16 protein-coding genes and 1 pseudogene are annotated in these 18,151 nt (G+C 65.1%); 13 read left to right on the top strand and 4 right to left on the bottom strand.

Annotation, left to right across the window (positions count from 1 at the left end):
* The 5 genes from IVA93_RS24535 to IVA93_RS24515 are packed head-to-tail and all read left to right on the top strand — an operon-like array spanning position 1 to position 5,285.
* Complete coding sequence (locus IVA93_RS24535) at positions 1-831, top strand: carbohydrate ABC transporter permease (RefSeq protein WP_026233625.1); 831 nt, start codon at positions 1-3, stop codon at positions 829-831.
* A 16-nt stretch (positions 832-847) separates the two neighbouring features.
* A complete protein-coding gene (locus IVA93_RS24530; protein WP_247370831.1) occupies positions 848-1,855 on the top strand; it encodes an ABC transporter ATP-binding protein in 1,008 nt (335 codons plus the stop codon).
* Positions 1,856-1,885: 30 nt separating this feature from the next.
* Positions 1,886-2,659, top strand: coding sequence for an SDR family NAD(P)-dependent oxidoreductase (locus tag IVA93_RS24525; protein WP_018458634.1), 774 nt, complete (start codon positions 1,886-1,888; stop codon positions 2,657-2,659).
* A 38-nt stretch (positions 2,660-2,697) separates the two neighbouring features.
* Positions 2,698-4,344, top strand: a complete 1,647-nt coding sequence (locus tag IVA93_RS24520; protein WP_085395492.1) for an FGGY-family carbohydrate kinase — start codon at positions 2,698-2,700, stop codon at positions 4,342-4,344.
* Between the two features lie 5 nt (positions 4,345-4,349).
* Positions 4,350-5,285 carry a carbohydrate kinase family protein gene (locus tag IVA93_RS24515; protein WP_247370830.1) on the top strand — a complete coding sequence of 312 codons (936 nt, stop codon included), beginning with the start codon at positions 4,350-4,352 and terminating at the stop codon, positions 5,283-5,285.
* Positions 5,286-5,292: 7 nt separating this feature from the next.
* On the opposite strand, the gene IVA93_RS24510 is transcribed toward IVA93_RS24515, so the two are convergent.
* Positions 5,293-6,180, bottom strand: a complete 888-nt coding sequence (locus IVA93_RS24510; RefSeq protein WP_018458637.1) for a LysR family transcriptional regulator — start codon at positions 6,178-6,180, stop codon at positions 5,293-5,295.
* A gap of 121 nt (positions 6,181-6,301) precedes the next feature.
* Between IVA93_RS24510 and IVA93_RS24505 the strand changes: the two genes are divergently transcribed.
* The 7 genes from IVA93_RS24505 (at position 6,302) to IVA93_RS24475 (ending at position 14,562) form a co-directional block, all read left to right on the top strand.
* Positions 6,302-7,723, top strand: a complete 1,422-nt coding sequence (locus tag IVA93_RS24505) for an amidase (protein WP_247370829.1) — start codon at positions 6,302-6,304, stop codon at positions 7,721-7,723.
* A gap of 99 nt (positions 7,724-7,822) precedes the next feature.
* Complete coding sequence (locus tag IVA93_RS24500; RefSeq protein ID WP_026233628.1) at positions 7,823-8,773, top strand: ABC transporter permease; 951 nt, start codon at positions 7,823-7,825, stop codon at positions 8,771-8,773.
* Positions 8,770-9,663 carry an ABC transporter permease gene (locus IVA93_RS24495; protein ID WP_018458640.1) on the top strand — a complete coding sequence of 298 codons (894 nt, stop codon included), beginning with the start codon at positions 8,770-8,772 and terminating at the stop codon, positions 9,661-9,663. The genes IVA93_RS24500 and IVA93_RS24495 overlap by 4 nt, the downstream gene beginning before the upstream one ends.
* Before the next feature lie 2 nt (positions 9,664-9,665).
* Positions 9,666-10,679 (top strand): ABC transporter ATP-binding protein, encoded by a 1,014-nt coding sequence (locus IVA93_RS24490; protein ID WP_026233629.1) that lies wholly within the window; start codon positions 9,666-9,668, stop codon positions 10,677-10,679.
* Positions 10,676-11,680, top strand: coding sequence for an ABC transporter ATP-binding protein (locus tag IVA93_RS24485; RefSeq protein ID WP_247370827.1), 1,005 nt, complete (start codon positions 10,676-10,678; stop codon positions 11,678-11,680). The genes IVA93_RS24490 and IVA93_RS24485 overlap by 4 nt, the downstream gene beginning before the upstream one ends.
* 55 nt (positions 11,681-11,735) lie before the next feature.
* Positions 11,736-13,232: an ABC transporter substrate-binding protein gene (locus tag IVA93_RS24480; protein WP_018458643.1), complete on the top strand. Its 1,497-nt coding sequence runs from the start codon at positions 11,736-11,738 to the stop codon at positions 13,230-13,232.
* Positions 13,233-13,587: 355 nt separating this feature from the next.
* Positions 13,588-14,562, top strand: coding sequence for a magnesium transporter CorA family protein (locus IVA93_RS24475; protein ID WP_247370824.1), 975 nt, complete (start codon positions 13,588-13,590; stop codon positions 14,560-14,562).
* A 42-nt stretch (positions 14,563-14,604) separates the two neighbouring features.
* Here IVA93_RS24475 and IVA93_RS24470 read toward each other — a convergent pair whose 3' ends face one another.
* Both IVA93_RS24470 and IVA93_RS24465 read right to left on the bottom strand, forming a co-directional pair.
* Positions 14,605-15,231 carry an alpha/beta hydrolase gene (locus tag IVA93_RS24470; protein ID WP_247370821.1) on the bottom strand — a complete coding sequence of 209 codons (627 nt, stop codon included), beginning with the start codon at positions 15,229-15,231 and terminating at the stop codon, positions 14,605-14,607.
* Positions 15,228-16,166 carry a ring-cleaving dioxygenase gene (locus IVA93_RS24465; RefSeq protein WP_018458646.1) on the bottom strand — a complete coding sequence of 313 codons (939 nt, stop codon included), beginning with the start codon at positions 16,164-16,166 and terminating at the stop codon, positions 15,228-15,230. The genes IVA93_RS24470 and IVA93_RS24465 overlap by 4 nt, the downstream gene beginning before the upstream one ends.
* Before the next feature lie 130 nt (positions 16,167-16,296).
* Here IVA93_RS24465 and IVA93_RS24460 point away from each other — a divergent pair, with 130 nt between their 5' ends.
* On the top strand, positions 16,297-17,208 hold the full coding sequence (locus tag IVA93_RS24460; protein WP_247370820.1) for a LysR family transcriptional regulator: 912 nt from the start codon (positions 16,297-16,299) through the stop codon (positions 17,206-17,208).
* 52 nt (positions 17,209-17,260) lie between these two features.
* Here IVA93_RS24460 and IVA93_RS24455 read toward each other — a convergent pair.
* Positions 17,261-18,141: pseudogene (locus IVA93_RS24455) on the bottom strand (alpha/beta fold hydrolase).
* Between the last annotated feature and the right edge of the window lie 10 nt (positions 18,142-18,151).

Below are 18,151 nucleotides of genomic sequence, written 5' to 3'. Positions count from 1 at the left end.
ATGGCGCGTACGGCGACGAGGCAGCGGGTGGTGGTCTCGACCATCGGGGCGTGGTTCTTCGGCTTCCTGATCTTCTTCCCGATCCTCTGGATGGTATTGGCGAGCTTCAAGACCGAGCTCGAGGCTTTCGCGATCCCGCCGTCCTTCCTGTTCTTCCACTGGACCACGGAAAACTACGCGACGGTGCAGGAGCGCAGCGATTATGTCCTCCACGCGATGAACTCGATCATCATCGCCGGCGGCTCGACCTTGATCGCGCTTTTGATCGCGATCCCCGCGGCCTGGTCGATGGCGTTCTCGCCGACCAAGCGCACCAAGGACATCCTGCTCTGGATGCTCTCGACCAAGATGATGCCGCCGGTCGGCGTGCTGGTGCCGATCTACCTGATCTACAAGTCATTCGGCCTGCTCGATTCCCGCATCGGCCTCGTCTTCATCCTGTGTCTCGGAAACTTGCCGATCGTGATCTGGATGCTGTTCACATATTTCAAGGAGATTCCGCGCGACATCCTGGAAGCCGCGCGCATGGACGGCGCCACCATCGGCCGCGAGCTGATCTACGTGCTGACGCCGATGGCGATCCCGGGGCTCGCATCGACCATGCTGCTGAACCTGATCCTGGCCTGGAACGAGGCGTTCTGGACGCTCAATCTGTCGACCTCGAACGCTGCGCCGCTCACCACGTTCATCGCGTCCTATTCGAGCCCGGAAGGGCTGTTCTGGGCAAAGCTGTCGGCGGCTTCCACGTTGGCGATCGCGCCCATTCTCGTCCTCGGTTGGTTCAGCCAGAAGCAGCTCGTGCGCGGGCTCACCTTTGGCGCGGTAAAGTAGGAAGGGCTGCCGAATCATGGGTCAGATCACACTTCAGGACGTGCAGAAATCCTTCGGCCCCGTGCACATCATCAAGGGCGCGGACCTGGAGATCGCCGATGGGTCGTTCGTGGTGTTCGTGGGGCCGTCGGGCTGCGGCAAGACCACGCTCTTGCGGCTGATCGCGGGGCTCGAGGACGTCTCCGGCGGCAAGATCCTGATCGACGGCAAGAACGTGGTCGACACGCCGCCGGCCAAGCGCGGGCTCTCGATGGTGTTCCAGTCCTATGCGCTCTATCCGCATATGAGCGTGCGCGGCAACATCGGCTTCGGCCTGAAGATGGCGGGGCTGGCCAAGGACGAGATCAACCGTAAGGTCGAGGCCGCCGCCGCAACGCTGAACCTCACGCCCTATCTCGATCGCAAGCCGCGCGAGCTCTCCGGCGGCCAGCGCCAGCGCGTCGCGATCGGGCGTGCCATCGTCCGCGAGCCCAAGGCGTTTTTGTTCGACGAGCCGCTCTCCAACCTCGACGCGGCGCTGCGCGTGCAGATGCGGATCGAGGTGACGCGGCTCCAGAAGCAGCTCGGCACCACCACGATCTATGTCACCCACGACCAGGTCGAGGCCATGACCATGGCCGACAAGATCGTGGTGCTCAACGGCGGCAAGATCGAGCAATACGGCTCGCCGCTGGAGCTCTACGAGAAGCCGGCCAACCTCTTCGTCGCCGGCTTCATCGGCTCGCCCAAGATGAACTTCGTGACCGGCGAGCACGCCTTGCAGAAGGCCGCAGCAACGATCGGCGTACGGCCTGAGCATCTCAAGATCGAGCGCGACGGTGCCGGCGGCTGGCAGGGAACGATCGCGGTGGCCGAGCATCTCGGCAGCGACACCTTCCTTTATGTCGATGCCGGCCCGCTCGGCATGCTGACGGCGCGCTACATCGGTGAGTTGAGCCTGCACGCCGGCGACCATGTATCGCTGGTGCCGGAGCCAGCGCGCATCCATCGCTTCGACGCAAGCGGCAACGCCATCCGGGGCTGACAAGAAACGGCAAGAATCGGGAAAAGCAACATGTACCTGGAAAAATTCAAGCTGAACGGCAAGACCGCGTTCATCACCGGCGGCGGGCAAGGCATCGGCTTCGCCTGCGCCGAAGCGCTGGCTGAAGCCGGCGCCAGGGTCGTCATCGGCGATCGCGACAGTAAGGTCGCCGACAGTGCAAAAGCCAGCCTGAAGGCGAAGGGGTATGACGCCGAGACGGCGATCATGGACGTCACCGATACCAAGCGCGTGGCGGAAGTGGCCAACGACGTCGTTGCCCGGCACGGCAAGGTGGACATCCTCGTCAACAACGCCGGCATCGCCCGCAGCGAGACGCCGGCGGAGACCGTGACCGACGAGCACTGGCTCAATGTGATCGACGTCAATCTCAACGGCACCTTCTGGTGCTGCCGCGAATTCGGCAAGCACATGCTCAAGGCGAAGAGCGGCGCCATCGTCAATGTCGGCTCGATGTCCGGCTTCATCGTCAACAAGCCGCAGGAGCAGTGCTTCTACAATGCGTCCAAGGCCGGCGTGCACCATCTGACGAAATCGCTCGCCGCCGAATGGGGCGCGCGCGGCATCCGCGTCAACGCGGTGGCGCCGACCTATATCGAGACGCCGCTCAACGCCTTCGTGAAGAGCAATCCGAGAATGTACGACGCCTGGATCGGTGGAACCCCGATGGCGCGGATGGGGCAGGTCGAGGAGATCGCCTCCGTGGTGCTCTTTCTCTCGTCCGAGGCCGCGAGCCTGATGACCGGCAGCATCGTGCTGGTGGATGGCGGCTACACTTGCTGGTAGGCTTGCGTCAAAACTGACGAGAGCTTCCGGGGGCGACAATGCCGCGAGCGTATATCGGCGTCGATGTAGGGACCACAAGCACGCGGGCAGGGGTGTTCGACGAGGCGGGCACCTTGCTGGCTATCGCACGGCATCCGATCAGGATATGGCCCGAGGCCGGTGACATCGTCGAACAGTCGTCCCAGGATATCTGGGACGCTTGCACGGCGTCGGTGCGGGCCGCGATGGCGGAAGCTGCAATCGCGCCCGACAGCGTCGGCGGTATCGGTTTCGACGCCACCTGCTCCCTCGTGGTGCTCGACCGGCAAGGCGAGCCGCTCACCATCAGCGCCTCCGGCGACCGGCAGCGCAACGTCATCGTCTGGATGGATCACCGCGCCACGGCCGAGGCGCGGCTGATCAACGAAACCGGTGATGCCGTGCTGCGCTATGTCGGCGGCTCGATCTCGCCCGAGATGGAGATGCCGAAACTGCTGTGGCTGAAGCGGCACATGCGCACGAGCTTCGACGCCGCAGGGCACTTCTTCGATCTGGCGGATTACCTGACCTGGCGCGCCACCGGCTCGTTGCAACGCTCGACCTGCACGGTCACTTGCAAATGGAACTACCTCGCGCATGACGGCGGTGGCTGGAGCGCGCCATTCTTCAAGCGCATCGGCCTGTCGGACTTCGTCAACGAGAAATACGCCCGCATCGGCACCGAGATCGTCGCGCCTGGCACGCGGCTCGGCGCCGGTCTAACCGGTACGGCAGCTGCCGATCTCGGCTTGTCACCGGGCACGCCGGTCGGAGCGTCCCTGATCGATGCCCATGCCGGCGGCATCGGCGCCATCGGCGGCCGCGATGAATCGGAGGGCGCGACAGATGTCTGCGACCGCCTCGCCTACATCATGGGAACGTCGGCCTGCATCATGGCGACGACGAAAGAACCGTGCTTCGTACCGGGCGTGTGGGGTCCTTACTATTCGGGCATGGTACCAAATTTCTGGCTCAACGAGGGCGGGCAGTCGGCTGCGGGCGCTGCGATCGACCATCTTCTCAAGTCGCATCCCGGCCACGCCGAGGCGAGCGTGGCGGCGCGCAGCGAGGGCCTCGACCTCATCGAGTTTCTCGAGCGCCGCATCATCGCGCGCGCAGGCGGCGCCAGCCGCGCCGTGCTGCTGGCCCGCAACGTCCATGTGCTTCCTGAGTTCATCGGCAACCGCTCGCCCTATGCCGACCCTGACACGCGCGCGGTGATCGCGGGCCTCGATCTCGACACCGACATCGCCTCGATGGAACGGCTGTTCGTCGCCGGTCTGTGCGGGCTCGCCTATGGGCTTGCCGAGGTGATCGAGGCCTTTGCCGCGCATGGCGTCCATTCCAGCATCATGATCATGGGCGGCGGCGCCAGCCGCAGTCCGCTGGTGCGGCAGATCATGGCCGATACGACTGGCCTCACCGTGGCGCTGCCGCAGACCAGGGAGCCCGTGCTGCTCGGCGCCGCGATGCTCGGCGCAGTCGCCGGCGGCGCCTATGCCTCGATCGGCGAAACCATGGCCAAGATGTCGGCGCTGGGACAGAAGAGCGAGCCCACTACGCCCGACATTGCCGCCTTTCACGCCCGCAAGCGCGAGGTCTACAAGTTGCTGCGCGAGGTCGATCGCGGCAGCCGCGCCGCGATGCGTGGAATGGCCGGAGGTTGAAACGGATGTTGATTTCCTGCGGCGACGCGCTGATCGATTTTGTCCCGACGCGAAATACCGACGGGCGCGAAGCGGTGATGCCGGCGGTCGGCGGCTCCTGCCTCAACGTCGCAATCGGCATGGCGCGGCTCGGCGCGCCGACCGGCTTTGTCGGCGGGATCTCGACGGACATGTTCGGGCGCATGATCGGCGACCACGCCGCTGCATCCAATGTCGAGCTCGGTCTCGCCACAAGCAGCGATCACCAGACCACGCTCGCCTTCGTGCGTATCGTCGCGGGAGAGTTGCATTATGCTTTCTACGACGCCGAGACCGCGACGCGGAATTGGACCTACCGGCGCGGCTCTATTCCCTTCGATACGGTCGAAGTTCTCCATGTCGGCTCGACCACGCTGGTCAATGACCAGGGCGCGAGCGAGACCATGGCCCTGATCGCGGACGCACGAGCGTCCTCGACAATCTCCTTTGATCCGAACTGCCGGCCCAACCTCGTGAAGGACAAGCCGGCTTATCTCGCCCGCATGGCCGAGTTTGCCGGCTGTGCCGATCTCATCAAGATGTCAGACGTCGATTTTACCTATCTGTTCGCCGACGAGCCGTATCACCAGCGTGCGAGCACGCTGCTTGCACGCGGCGCGAGCCTCGTCGTCATCACCCGTGGCGACAACGGTGCGATCGCGTGGCATGCGGGGGCAGGGCAGATCGAGGTCGCCGCCCCCAAGGTCGTGGTCGCCGACACCATCGGCGCGGGTGACAGTTTTCAGGCGGCGTTGTTGTTCGCCCTGCACAAGCAGGGACGCCTCGCCCGACAGCAACTGAAGGATATCGGCGCGGACGAGCTTCGCGGTGCACTATCCTTTGCTGCCAATTGCGCCGGTCTCACCTGCACCCGTCCCGGTGCCGATCCGCCGTGGAGTCACGAGATTATCTGGAGCTTGTAGCGTCGCGTCACAGCGGTGCCACGACCTTCTCGGCGCATTTGAGGAAGGTCCGGATCAGCGGGCTGTGAGAATCCCGCCGCCAGCAGACCGCGATGTCGATGGAATCGGTCGCATCCCGCAACGGCCGGAACACGATGCCGCGCGGCGCCCCGAGCTGGGCGCAGGCGGGCAGGATGGCGAGGCCTTCACCGGCGAGAACCAGGTTCATCGCCGAATGCACTGTCTCTACCCGGCTCGCAATCGGCATCACGATCTGATGCCGCCGCAGCAGGGCCGCGACCGCGGAGGAGGAGGGGTCCCGCTCCGGCGGCGGCAACGCGATCAGCGGACGGCCTTGTAGTCGTGTCATTGACACCGCGCTCAGGCGCGCAAGCGGCGAACGGTTTCGCACCGCCAGCACGAACGGCTGCGCGCCGATTCGGGCCACCTGGATCTCGGGATGGTGGATCGCCGGCATGCACAGCGCGACCGTGACGCTGCGGTCGAGCAGACGCGGCTCGCGCGTCGTGGCACTGAGCTCGGCGAAATCGAGATCGACGCCGGGAACGGATCGCCGCAACTCGGGGATGAGACGCGGCAGCATCGCGTTCGCCAGTACGAACATGTAGCCGACGGACAGCCGACCACGGCTGCCGGCCGCGACCGCGCGCGCGGCCTCGATGCCGTCGGCCGCCAGCGCCAGCGCCTCGCCGGCGCGCGCCAGCAGCGCCTGGCCCGCTTCGGTCAAATCCATGCCGCGCGTGCCGCGGCGGAACAGCGGCGCGCCGACCTCGGCCTCCAGCTTGCGGATTTGGACCGAGAGCGGCGGCTGCGCCATCCGCAGCCGCTCGGCCGCCTTGCCAACGCTGCGCGCCTCGGCGACGGCAACGAAATAGCGGAGCCGGCGAAGATCCATTGGCATACCGAAATCGTATGGGTTGGTGCTCAAAATCGTATTGGACGGCGAGTTAACAAAACTGTCATCCTGGCTGTCAATGCTATCGGCCAACGGCGGCCCGCTTCGGAGCGATGTGACGATGAACGGCGATCCTTGCCTGCTATCCGCAACCGTGCTGCGCGGTCTCATCGCGACAAAGCAGATCTCGCCCGTCGAGCTCACCCGCGCGGTGCTCGCCCGCGCCGAAGCGCTCCAGCCCGAGCTGAACTGCTTCATCACGATCTGCGGCGACGAGGCGCTTGCCGCCGCGCGCGAAGCCGAGCGCAAGCTGATGGCGGGCGAGCCGCTCGGCCTGCTGCACGGCATCCCCGCAACCGTCAAGGACATCGTCAACACCAGGGGTGTCACGACCAGTTTCGGCGCCATTCCCTACAAGGATAATGTTCCGAACGAGGATGCCGTCGCGGTTGCAAGGCTGCGTGCGGAAGGCGCCATTCTGATCGGCAAGACCACGACGCCCGAATTCGGCAGCAAATGCCTGACCGACTCGCCGCTGTTCGGCCGCACCCGCAATGCGTGGAGCGCCGAGCGCTCGTCGGGCGGCTCCAGTGGCGGCGCGGCGGTGGCGGTGGCGAGCGGCATCGCGCCGCTTGCGATCGCAACCGATGGCGGCGGCTCGACGCGGATTCCCGCCGCTTGCAACGGCGTGGTCGGGCTGAAGCAGAGCAACGGCGTCATCCCGCATAGCCAGGCGCTGGACGTGTTCGGCAACCAGACCTATGTCACGCCGATGACGCGGTCCGTCCCCGACACCGCGCTGATGATGCAGGCGATGGCCGGCGAGGATTCTTGCGATCCCTGGTCGATCGGCGTTCCCGTGCCCGACTTCATCGGCACGGCCGCCCCGCGTGGCGATCTGCGTGGGCAGAAAATCCTGTATTGCCTGTCGCCACCCGGACGCCCGGTATCTGTCGACGTCGAGGCCGGCTTCAAGGCGAGCCTCGATCGACTCGCGGGCCTAGGTGCCGAGCTGGAGGAGTTTTCGGGCGAGGGGTTCGACATCGAGCCGATCTGGCGCGCCATCAATCACACGGTCTGGCGGACGCGCTTTGCAAAATTCGCGGCCGAGCATGGGGACGCGCTGAGCGAGGCCTTCCTCAGGCAGCTTGCGCTCGCCACCGACTTCAGCGGCGTTGCCTATCAGGAGGCGATGTTCGCGCGCACGGCGCTGTTCCGCCGGGTGCAGTCCCTGCTTGCGCATGGGCATCTGCTGGCGATGCCGACCCTCACCCGCACCGCCCTGCCGATCGATCAGGACCTGTTCGGCACCATCGAGATCGACGGCAAGCAGTTTGGCAGCGTCCGGCCGCACTGGTTCCCCTGGACCATGCCGTTCAACATGACCGGACACCCCGCGCTCAGTCTGCCCTGCGGCTTCGGCCGCGACGGCCTGCCGATCGGCTTGCAACTCGTCGGCCGCTTCCGCGCTGATGCGGACTTGCTGCGCGTGAGCGCGCTGTTCGAGGCGTCGCATGACCTCCTGTCCCGCTGGCCCGGCTGAGGTGAGGCACATGCCGCAAGGGACTTGTTTGCAAAGCACTTGCCTCCGATGCCCGGACATGTTGATCGTGCTGCGGATGAGCCCTGAATCCGAGCGCGCATGAGCGTATTTGTCCTCCGACGTGTGCTGACCCTGCTGGCGACGCTGGTCGGCGCGTCCGTGATCATTTTCCTGGTGCTGGATGCGCTTCCGGGCAACGCCGCGCAGATGCTGATGGGCGCCGACGCCTCGCCAGATGCGGTCCGCGCGCTCACCGTCAAGCTCGGGCTCGACCAGCCGCTGGCGGTTCGCTATCTGCATTGGATCAAAGGGCTGCTCGTCGGCGATCTCGGCAACTCCTATGTCTACGGCACACCGGTCGCCAGCCTGATCGTGGAGCGGCTGGTGTTGACCATTCCGCTCGCGATGATGTCCATGCTGATCACGGTGACGCTGGCGCTCTCGGCCGGCATCTACACCGCCGCCAACCACAACAAGCTCGGCGACGTCGGCGTGATGTCGCTGACGCAGATCGGCATCGCGCTGCCGAATTTCTGGTTCGCAATCCTGCTGGTGCTACTGTTCTCGGTACGGCTGCAATGGCTCTCCGCGGGCGGCTTTCCCGGTTGGGAGGACGGCGTCTGGCTCGGCATCAAGTCGCTGCTGCTGCCGGCGGTGTCGCTTGCGGTCGTGCAGGCCGCGATCCTCGCACGCGTCACGCGCTCGGCTGTGCTGGAAGTGCTGCGCGAAGACTTCGTCCGCACGGCGCGCGCGAAGGGCCTCGGCAAGCGCGAGGTACTGTGGAGTCATGTGCTGCGCAACGCCATGATCCCTGTGATGACGGTCATGGGCCTGCAATTCGCCAATCTGCTCGCCGGCACCATCGTGATCGAGAACGTGTTCTATCTGCCGGGGCTCGGCCGCCTGATCTTTCAGTCGATCGCCAACCGCGACCTCATCGTGGTGCGCAACTGCGTGATGCTGCTCGCGACCATGGTGGTCATCGTCAATTTCGTGGTCGACGTGCTCTATGCCTTCGTCGATCCCCGCATCAAGGTCCACGATCTGTGAGCGCGCCGTTGACCACCCTCGTCGACGCGCCGGCCGTAGCGCGCCCTCTGCCGGCCCGGACCTTCTGGCGCCGCGCGCTGCGTCATCGCAGCTTCGTGCTCGGCGGCGCGCTGAGCCTGCTGGTTCTCGCCTCGGCGCTGCTGTCGCTGGTGTGGACGCCCTGGTCGCCCTATGAGATCGACATCGCGTCAAAGCTCCGGCCGCCCTCGGCCGCGCACTGGCTCGGCACCGACGTCTTCGGCCGCGACATCGTTTCGCTGCTGCTCGCCGGCGCCCGCTCCACCATCATGGTCGGCATCATCGCGGTCAGCATCGGCCTCACCTTCGGCGTCTGTCTCGGCCTCATCGCGTCGGCCAGGCGCGGCTGGACCGAAGAGATCATCATGCGCTTCTCCGATTTCACCTTCGCCTTTCCGGCCGTGCTCTCGGCGATCATGCTCGCCGCGGTCGTGGGGCCCGGCATGGTGACCTCGATCGTCGCCATCGGCATCTTCCAGATCCCGACGCTGATCCGGCTGACGCGCGGCTCGGCCAACGCGATCTGGGCGCGCGAATTCGTGCTGGCCGCGCGCGCCGCGGGGAAAGGGCGCTTTCGCATCACCATCGAGCACGTGCTGCCCAACATCATGTCGATTCTGATCGTACAGGCGACGATCCAGTTTGCGCTCGCGATCCTTGCCGAAGCCGCCTTGTCGTATCTCGGTCTCGGCACGCAGCCGCCGCAGCCGTCCTGGGGACGGATGCTGAACGACGCGCAGTCGCTGCTGTTCCAGTCGCCGATGCTCGCCGTCTACCCGGGTGCTGCGATTGCAATCGCGGTGCTCGGCCTCAATCTGCTCGGCGACGGACTGCGCGATCTGCTCGACCCTCGACTGGCGCGGGAGCGATGATGATGAGCGAGCGCTCGTCCATGCCGTTGATCGAGGTTGTCAATCTCGGCGTGCGCCTCAACACCAGCCGCGGGCCGGCGCAGGCCGTGCGCGGCGTCAGCTTTGCGCTGAAGCGCGGCGAGACGCTCGGGCTCGTCGGCGAATCCGGCTGCGGCAAGTCGGTCACCGCGTTGTCGCTGATGGGGCTGCTGCCGGATAGCGCGTCCGTCACCGGCAGCATCAAGCTGGATGGCGGCGAACTCGCTGGTTTGTCGGACGCGGAATATTGTCGGCTGCGCGGCAATCGCATCAGCATGATCTTCCAGGAGCCGATGACCGCGCTCAATCCGATGCACACGATCGGCAACCAGGTCGCCGAGCCGCTGCGGCGTCACAGGAAATTTTCGGCATCGCAGGCGCGGCGAGAGGCGATCGCCTTGCTCGACCGCGTCGGGTTGCCTGATCCGGCCAGGCGCGTCGACGCTTATCCGCACCAGTTTTCCGGCGGCCAGCGTCAGCGCGTCACGATCGCGATGGCGCTCGCCTGCGAGCCCGACCTTCTGATCGCGGACGAGCCGACCACGGCGCTCGACGTCACCATCCAGGGCCAGATCCTCGACCTCATCGCCGATCTCGTCGAGGAGCGCGGCATGTCGATGATCCTGATCTCGCACGATCTCGGCGTCATCGCCGAGAACGTGCAGCGCATGATGGTGATGTACGGCGGCACGATCATCGAGAGCGGACCGACCGACGAGGTGTTCCGCCGGATGGGCCATCCCTACACGCAGGGCCTGTTCCGCGCCCGACCGAAACTCGGCGCACGCAAGGGGACGCGGCTGACGACGATATCGGGCACGGTGCCGGAGCTCGCCGATCTGCCTTCCGGTTGCACCTTCGCCGATCGGTGTCCGCTCGTGATCGAGCAGTGCCGGGCTGCGCTTCCAGCAATGGTGGACGTCGGACCGGGCCATTTCGTGCGCTGCATCCGGACGGACGTGTCGATGGCCGAACGCGTCGGAGCGCTGACCGTATGAGCACGGCGCCTCTTCTCGACGTGAAGGATATCGAGCAGCGCTACACGTTGCCGCGCGAAAGCGTGTTCCGCCCGCCCGGGCAGGTGCGCGCGCTCAACGGTGTCAGCGTGCGGGTCGACGCCGGCAAGAGCCTCGGCATCGTCGGCGAATCCGGCTCCGGCAAGTCGACATTCGCGCGGGTGGTGATGGCGCTGGAGCGGCCGACATCGGGGCAGGTCGCGCTGCTCGGCCGCGACCTCAACCGCATCTCCGCGGACGAGTTGCGCCGCGCCCGCCGCGATTTCCAGATGGTGTTCCAGGATCCCTACGGATCGCTCGACCCGCGCCAGACCATCGCGCGCATCGTCGCCGAACCGCTCACCGTGCTGGAGGGGATTGATCGCACGACGCTACGTGCCCGCGTCTCCGCAGTGCTACGGCAGGTGGGTCTGCGCGATGCCGACATGGAGAAATATCCACACGAGTTCTCCGGCGGCCAGCGCCAGCGCATCGCCATTGCGCGCGCGCTGATCACCCAGCCGAAGCTGATCGTCGCCGACGAGCCGGTCTCCGCGCTCGACGTCTCCGTGCAGGCGCAAGTCTTGAACCTGATGCAGGACCTCCAGGAGCAGTTCGGCCTCAGTTACGTCCTGATCAGTCACGACCTCGCCGTCGTCGACTATCTCTGCGACGAGGTCGCGGTGATGTATCTCGGCCGGATCGTCGAACAGGGCAGGCCTGAGGATTTGTTCGAGCGTTGCGCCCATCCCTATACGCGAGCGCTGCTGGAGGCCGTGCCGCGGGTGCGCGCCGGCGGAGGCCGGCGGCGGCGCGGAGCCCAGGCGATCGCCTCGCAATCGGCGGCCGCGACCGGCTGCCCCTATGTCTCGCGGTGCGCGCTAGCCGACCAGCATTGCCGCGAGGTTCTGCCTGAGCTACGCAAGGTGGGCGAGACGCATCTGGCCGCTTGCCACAAGGCGGAAGCCGTGATGGCGTTGCCGCAATTGCCCGTGGAAGGTTAGCGTCCGCGGCAGGATTGGCGTAGGCTTGAGACAAGACAAGGCCGGGGAGTTACGCATGTTCAGGAAACTATCGATCGTCGCATTCGCCGCCGCACTTGCCGCTGCTCCGTTGCCGGTGCTGGCTCAGAGCAAGAAGGACAGCGTCGTCATGGCGATGGCGCTGGAACCGCCGGGGCTCGATCCCACCAACGCCGCCGCCGCCGCGATCGCCGAGGTCACGCTCTACAACATCTATGAGACCCTGACCAAGATCAACGAGGACGGCACCACCTCGCCCCTGCTGGCGGAGAGCTGGACTGCAGCGCCCGATCTGAAGACCTATACGTTCAAGCTGCGCAAGGGCGTCAAGTTCCACAACGGCGAGCCGTTTGACTCCGCAGCCGTGAAGTTCTCGTTCGAGCGCAACGCGGTCCCCACCAGCACCAACAAGGACAAGAGCCTGTTCCAGAGCTTCGAGAAGGTCGATGCGCCCGACGCCGACACGGTCGTGATCAGCCTGAAAAATTCCGAGCCGAACCTGCCGTTCCTGCTGGGGCAGGCGAGCGGCTCGATCGTCGAGCCGAAGAGCGCTGCCACCAATATCACGCAGCCGGTCGGGACCGGGCCCTATCAGCTGGGCGCCTGGGCCAAGGGCTCCTCGATGACCCTGACCAAATGGGCTGACTATCGCAACGCCGCCGCGATCAAGCTCGCGAAGGTGACGATCCGCTTCATCTCCGATCCGTCCGCACAGACGGCGGCGCTGCTGTCGGGCGACGTCGACGCGTTTCCCCGGGTGTCGGCCCAGCGCACCATCGCGCAGTTCAAGGCGGATCCGCGCTTCAACGTTATGGTCGGCGGCTCCAGGGCCAAGACCATCGTCGGTATCAACCATCGCAAAAAGCCGCTCGACGATGTTCGCGTGCGCCGTGCCATCCTCGCCGCGATCGATCGCAAGGCGATGATCGACGGTGCGGTCGACGGTTTCGGCACGCCGATCGGAAGCTTCTACGTGCCGGGCGCGCTCGGCTATGTCGACACGACAGGCATCAACCCCTACGATCCCGAGAAGGCCAAGAAGCTGCTGGCCGAAGCCGGCGTTACCACCCCGCTCGAGCTGTCGTTGAAGCTGCCGCCGCCGTCCTATGCGCGCCAGGGCGGCGAGGTCCTCGCGGCCCAGCTTGCCAAGGTCGGCATCATCGCCAAGATCGAGAACGTCGAATGGGCGCAATGGCTGTCGCAGGTGTTTGCCGGCAATGGTCCGCATAATTTCGACCTCACCATCGTCAGCCATGTCGAGCCGTTCGATCTCGTCAAGATCACCGAGCCGGACTACTATCTCGGCTACAACAACGACGCCTTCAATGCGCTCTACAAGCAGATCGTGTCGACGCCGGATGAAGCCGCCCGTGCCAAGCTTCTCGGCGACGCCCAGCGCATGCTGGCCACCGATGCAGTCTCGGGCTATTTGTACCAGCCGCAGCTGATCACCATCACCAACAAGAAGCTGAAGGGCGTCTGGAAGGACGTACCCCAATACGAGAACGATTTCTCGACATGGGCGTGGGAGTAGGGCGCGCATGTCGATTGCGCGATGTCGGTGACGATCTCTCCCAACGGAAGAGATCGTCACGAGACCGGTCCAAACAAAAAACCTGAAGAACAACCCCATGCACAGTAGCCGAGGGTAGTGATTTCAATGACTTGCGCGCGACGCGATTGATGAGTTGCGCGTCGCGCGATGCCGTTGACGCGTCGGGCAAAACACTGGCATGATGGCATCATCGAAGAAGGCCGCGCCCGCTTGGTTTGATTGGGCCGCTCGATGCTCCCCCGACTTTTGAACGTTCGGAACCCTCATGCGTTAGCTCGGCGCAGGATGGCCGCAGGCCGTGCGATCCGGCGCGAGGGTATGCGGAGTTCGGTTCTTGCTCAAACTATACAGGTGGCCATCCGACGACTGGCAGAAGATCGGCGCGGAGATGCCCTCCGAGATCATCTGGGCTGATCTATTGGACGCAACCGCGGAGGAAAAGCAGTTCGTCGAACGATTGCTCGGGATACGCGTTCCGTCCGAGGATTCGCTCAGCGAGATCGAAGCGTCGAGCCGCCTGATCCTCGACAACGGCACGCTCTATCTCAGCTCGCCGGCGGTCCGGCTCAACGAGAACAACGAGGCCGAGATCACGCCGGTGGGATTCGTCATCGGACCGCACGTGCTGGTGACGGTGCGTTTCGCGCAGCTGCCGATCTTCGAGGACATCGGCAAGCGCATCGGTTCCGATGACAGCCTGGAGAACGGCATGTGCGTGTTCACCAGCCTGATCGAGGCCATGGTCGACCGCGGCGCCGATGTCCTTGAGCATCTCGGCGCGAAGGTCGACAGGCTCTCGCGGGACGTCTTCAAGGGCGGGCTCGTTCGCAGCAAGCGGCCGGTCCGCTCCAGCCGGCGGATGCGCGAGGCGCTGGAAAACATCGGCAAGTTGGCGGATCGGCTCGCCAAGGCGCGCGATGTCCTGCTTGGCGTTGGCCGCATCGCTTCATTCGCCGGCGATGTCGGGGGTGAATGGATCACCGCCGCGTCGAAGAAGCGGCTCGAAGCCGTCTCCAAGGATGTCGCTTCGCTCGGCGATTACGAGACGCGATTGTCGGACAAGATCCAGCTTCTGCTCGATGCCGTGCTCGGCTTCATCAACATCCAGCAGAACGAGCTGTTCAAGATCTTGACGATCGTCTCGGTCGTCGGCGTGCCGCCCACGATTCTGGTCGGCATCTGGGGCATGAACTTCAAGCACATGCCGGAGCTGGACTGGACCTTCGGCTATCCGCTGGCGTGGCTCGCCATCATTGCCAGCGGCGTGCTGCCGCTGATTTGGTTCAAGCGGCGCGGCTGGTTCGAATGAAGCCGCGGCGCACCGTTCGAAATCGATGCGCCGCTTCTTCTGTCAGGCGACTTCGGCGGCGAATTTGCCGATCCAGTCGCGGGCAAGCGTCAAATCGGCCTGCGATAATTGATGGCCCGCCGGCAGGACCTTGTGACCGACCTGCGCGCCCGCTTCGGAAAGCAGTGATGCGAGCCGGGCCGAATTGCTCGCCGGCACGATCGGATCAGCCTGCCCGGACAACAGCAGGATCGGCTTGCCTGCGAGGTTGACCTTGGGCGGATCCGACAGCGGCACCATGGCGCGGAGCAGGATCGCACCAGCAAGCGCGTCCGGCTTCAGCAACAACAGCGCGGCTGCGATGTTGGCGCCGTTGGAGAAGCCGACCGCGACCGGCGCGGCGAGGCCATATCGCTGCCGCGCTTCCGCAACGAAGTCGCCGAGCTCAAGGGCGCGGCGGCGCACGTCGTCCTCGTCGAACACGCCCTCAGTGAGGCGGCGGAAGAAGCGCGGCATGCGGTGTTCGAGCACGCGGCCGCGCGGCGATAGCAGGGCCGAGCCGGGCGAGATCATCTTGCCGAGCCCGAGCAGGTCGTTCTCGTCGCCGCCGGTGCCGTGCAGCAGCAGGAGAGGAGGAGAGCCCGCGTCACGCGCGGGCTCGAAACGATGGATGAATGAACTCTCGGTCACGACACCCTCTCTTCCAGGTTCGGCAACACGCCCTCGATCTGCTTGCGCTGTGCTTCGAGGAAGCTCGGCAGCTTCAGGTCGTGTCCCAGCGTTGCCACGGGCTCGTCGACGGCGAAGCCTGGGATGTCGGTCGCGATCTCGAACAGCACGCCGCCGGGCTCGCGGAAGTAGATCGAGCGGAAGTAGTTGCGGTCGCGCTGTTCGGTCGGGTGCAGGCCGTGATTGCTCACGAGCCTTTGCGCCATCTTGCCCTGCTCGGCGTCATCGGCCGCGCGGAAGGCGATGTGATGCACGGAGCCGCCACCTTGGTGTCCGCGCAGGAAGCCCTTGGCTTCGTAGATGTCGACGACGCTGCCTTCGGCATCGCCCGGTGCCTTGAAGCGGATCACCGAGCCTTCGCGCGCCGTCTCCTTGAAGCCGAACACGTCGGTGAGGACGGCAGCCGTTTTTGCCGCGCTGTCGAGCAGCAAGGTCACGCCATGGAAGCCGCGGATCGCATGCTCGGCCGGCACCTCGCCATTGCTCCAGCCGGGCTCGCTCTCGGCGCCGGGGATACCGACGAGCGCGAGCGCCATGCCATCAGGGTCTGTGAACGGCAGCACGGACTCGCCAAAACGCTTCTCCAGCGCCTCATAAGCGATGCCCTTCTCGACGAAGCGTTGCGTCCAATAGCCGAGCGAGCTTTGCGGCACGCGGAAGGCGGTCTGGTGCGTCTCGCCGACGCCGCGGCGCCCGGCCGGCACGCCGGCCCAAGGAAAGAACGTCAGGATGGTGCCGGGGCGGCCGGTCTCGTCGCCATAATAGAAGTGATAGGTGCCGGGATCGTCGAAATTGACCGTCTTCTTGACGAAGCGCAGACCGAGATCACGGGTGTAAAAGCCGAAATTCCTGATGGGGTCGCCCGCGATCGCGGTCACATGGTGCAGTCCAGACATTGTCGGTCCTCCAAAGCTCGGGGAGCGGTCTTGCTCTGCAGGGAAATATCGTTCCGCTTTGGATTGGAGACAATCCATGCAAATATGACGGCTATGTCTACGATTTGGAAACAATCGCAGGCGCCAGCCCGTGGATAAGGTCGCCAGCCTGCGAGCCTTCGTAAAGGTGGTCGAAAGCGGCAGTTTTGCCGAGGCGGGCCGGCAGTTGCGGCTGTCACGCTCGGCGATCAGCAAATACATCGCCGACCTCGAAGAAAGCCTCGGCGTGCAGCTCCTGAACCGGACCACGCGCCATGCGAGCCCGACCGAGAACGGCCAGCGCTATTTCGAGCGCGCGGTCGTGATCCTGTCGGAGATCGAGGCGGCCGACCAGGCCGTGGTGCAAGCGCAATCGGCGCCGCGCGGCCTGTTGCGCGTCAACGCGCCGATGTCGTTCGGCACCCTGCGGCTCGGGCCGGTGCTTGCCGATTTCATGGCGCGATATCCGGAGCTGCAGCTCCAGCTCGTGCTCAGCGACGACCTGCTCGATCCCGTGCAGGACGGTTTTGACGTGACCTTGCGCATCGCGGAATTGGAATCGTCGAGTTTGATCGCGCGAAAGATCATCCCGGTGGCGCGCATGATCTGCGCTTCGCCCGATTATCTGGCGCGTCACGGCACCCCAAAACATCCGCAGGATCTGCGCGAACATGTCTCGCTGACCTACGGCTTCCTGCTCACTGGCAATCAGTGGAAGCTCACCGGCACCGACGGCGATCATTGGATCCAGCCGGCCTGGTCGCTCTGCGTCAACAATGCCGAGGTGCTGCGCGATGTCGCGATCAAGGGCAGGGGGCTCGCGCTGCTCCCGGAGTTCATCGCCGCCGACGCCTTGAGGACAGGCGAACTGCGAACGGTGCTGGACGATTATTCTGCGCCGCCGCTTGCGCTCTATGCGGTGTATCCGCCGACCCGACATCTGTCGGTGAAAGTGCGGCTGTTCATTGATTTCCTGGTCGAGCGCTTTGGCCGGGAGGGCGAGGCGTCAACCCGATCAAAATGACCCGCGCGGAAGGGCTGAGCCGAGATATGTCGGCTCCGCGCGGCTCGCTGCTCTATTTTTTGGTATCGAGGAATTGGCGTATCGCCTTCACGGTCACCGCCGGTTGCTCTTCCATCAGCCAATGACCGGCGTCCGGAATGACCAATTCGGTGACGTCAGTCGCGGCGTTTCGCATCACGACGGCCTCTGTCGCACCGAAGGATTTTTCGCCCCCGACAGCCAGCACGGGAATGGTCAACTTGGTCGCGATCGCCTTCTTGTTGTCCTCGGCGTCGGTTCGGATCGACCTGAACTGGGCGAACGCAGCACGCATGGCGCCCGGCCGCGCATAGAGCGCTGCGTAATGACGGCGTGTTGCGTCCGCGATCCTGGAAGGCGTCCCCGCGAAGTCATTCCAGAAGCGGTCGAGGTAGATGCGCTCGCGGCCCTTGACCAGCCGCTCCATGTCCGGGCCTCCGAGATCAAAATGCCAAAGCTGCGGGCTGCGAACCACCTCGTCCCATGGCGGCACCCCAGGCACCGGGGCATCCATCACGATCAGCTTCTCGGCCAGGTCGCGATAACGGGCCGCGTAGGCATAGGCCACCATGGTTCCGATGTCGTGGCCGACGACGACGGCCTTTTCGATGCCGAGCGCTGCGAGAACGGCCCGCATGTCGGCAGCCTGGGTCCATTTGTCGTAGCCATTGTCGGGCTTGCTCGAGAGGCCCATACCGCGAAGATCGGGCACGACAACGGTGTGGTCGCGCGCGATATCAGCGGCGACTTGACCCACATGTCGCCGGTATCACCAAAACCGTGGATCAGGATCACGACAGGCCCCTGACCGCCGACGCGAACATGAATCTGCGTGCCGTTGGCCGCGATGGTTTTGGTCTTGAAGCCGGACGGAAACTGTTCGACCTCGGCGCGCGCGGCAGGGGCGAGCAGCATGAGAAGAATG

Origin of the sequence: Bradyrhizobium sp. 155, from assembly GCF_023101105.1 — a bacterium.
Taxonomy (GTDB): Bacteria; Pseudomonadota; Alphaproteobacteria; order Rhizobiales; family Xanthobacteraceae; genus Bradyrhizobium; species Bradyrhizobium canariense_D.
Note: the sequence above shows the minus strand (reverse complement) of the source record. Positions and strands in the feature narration are given on the sequence as shown.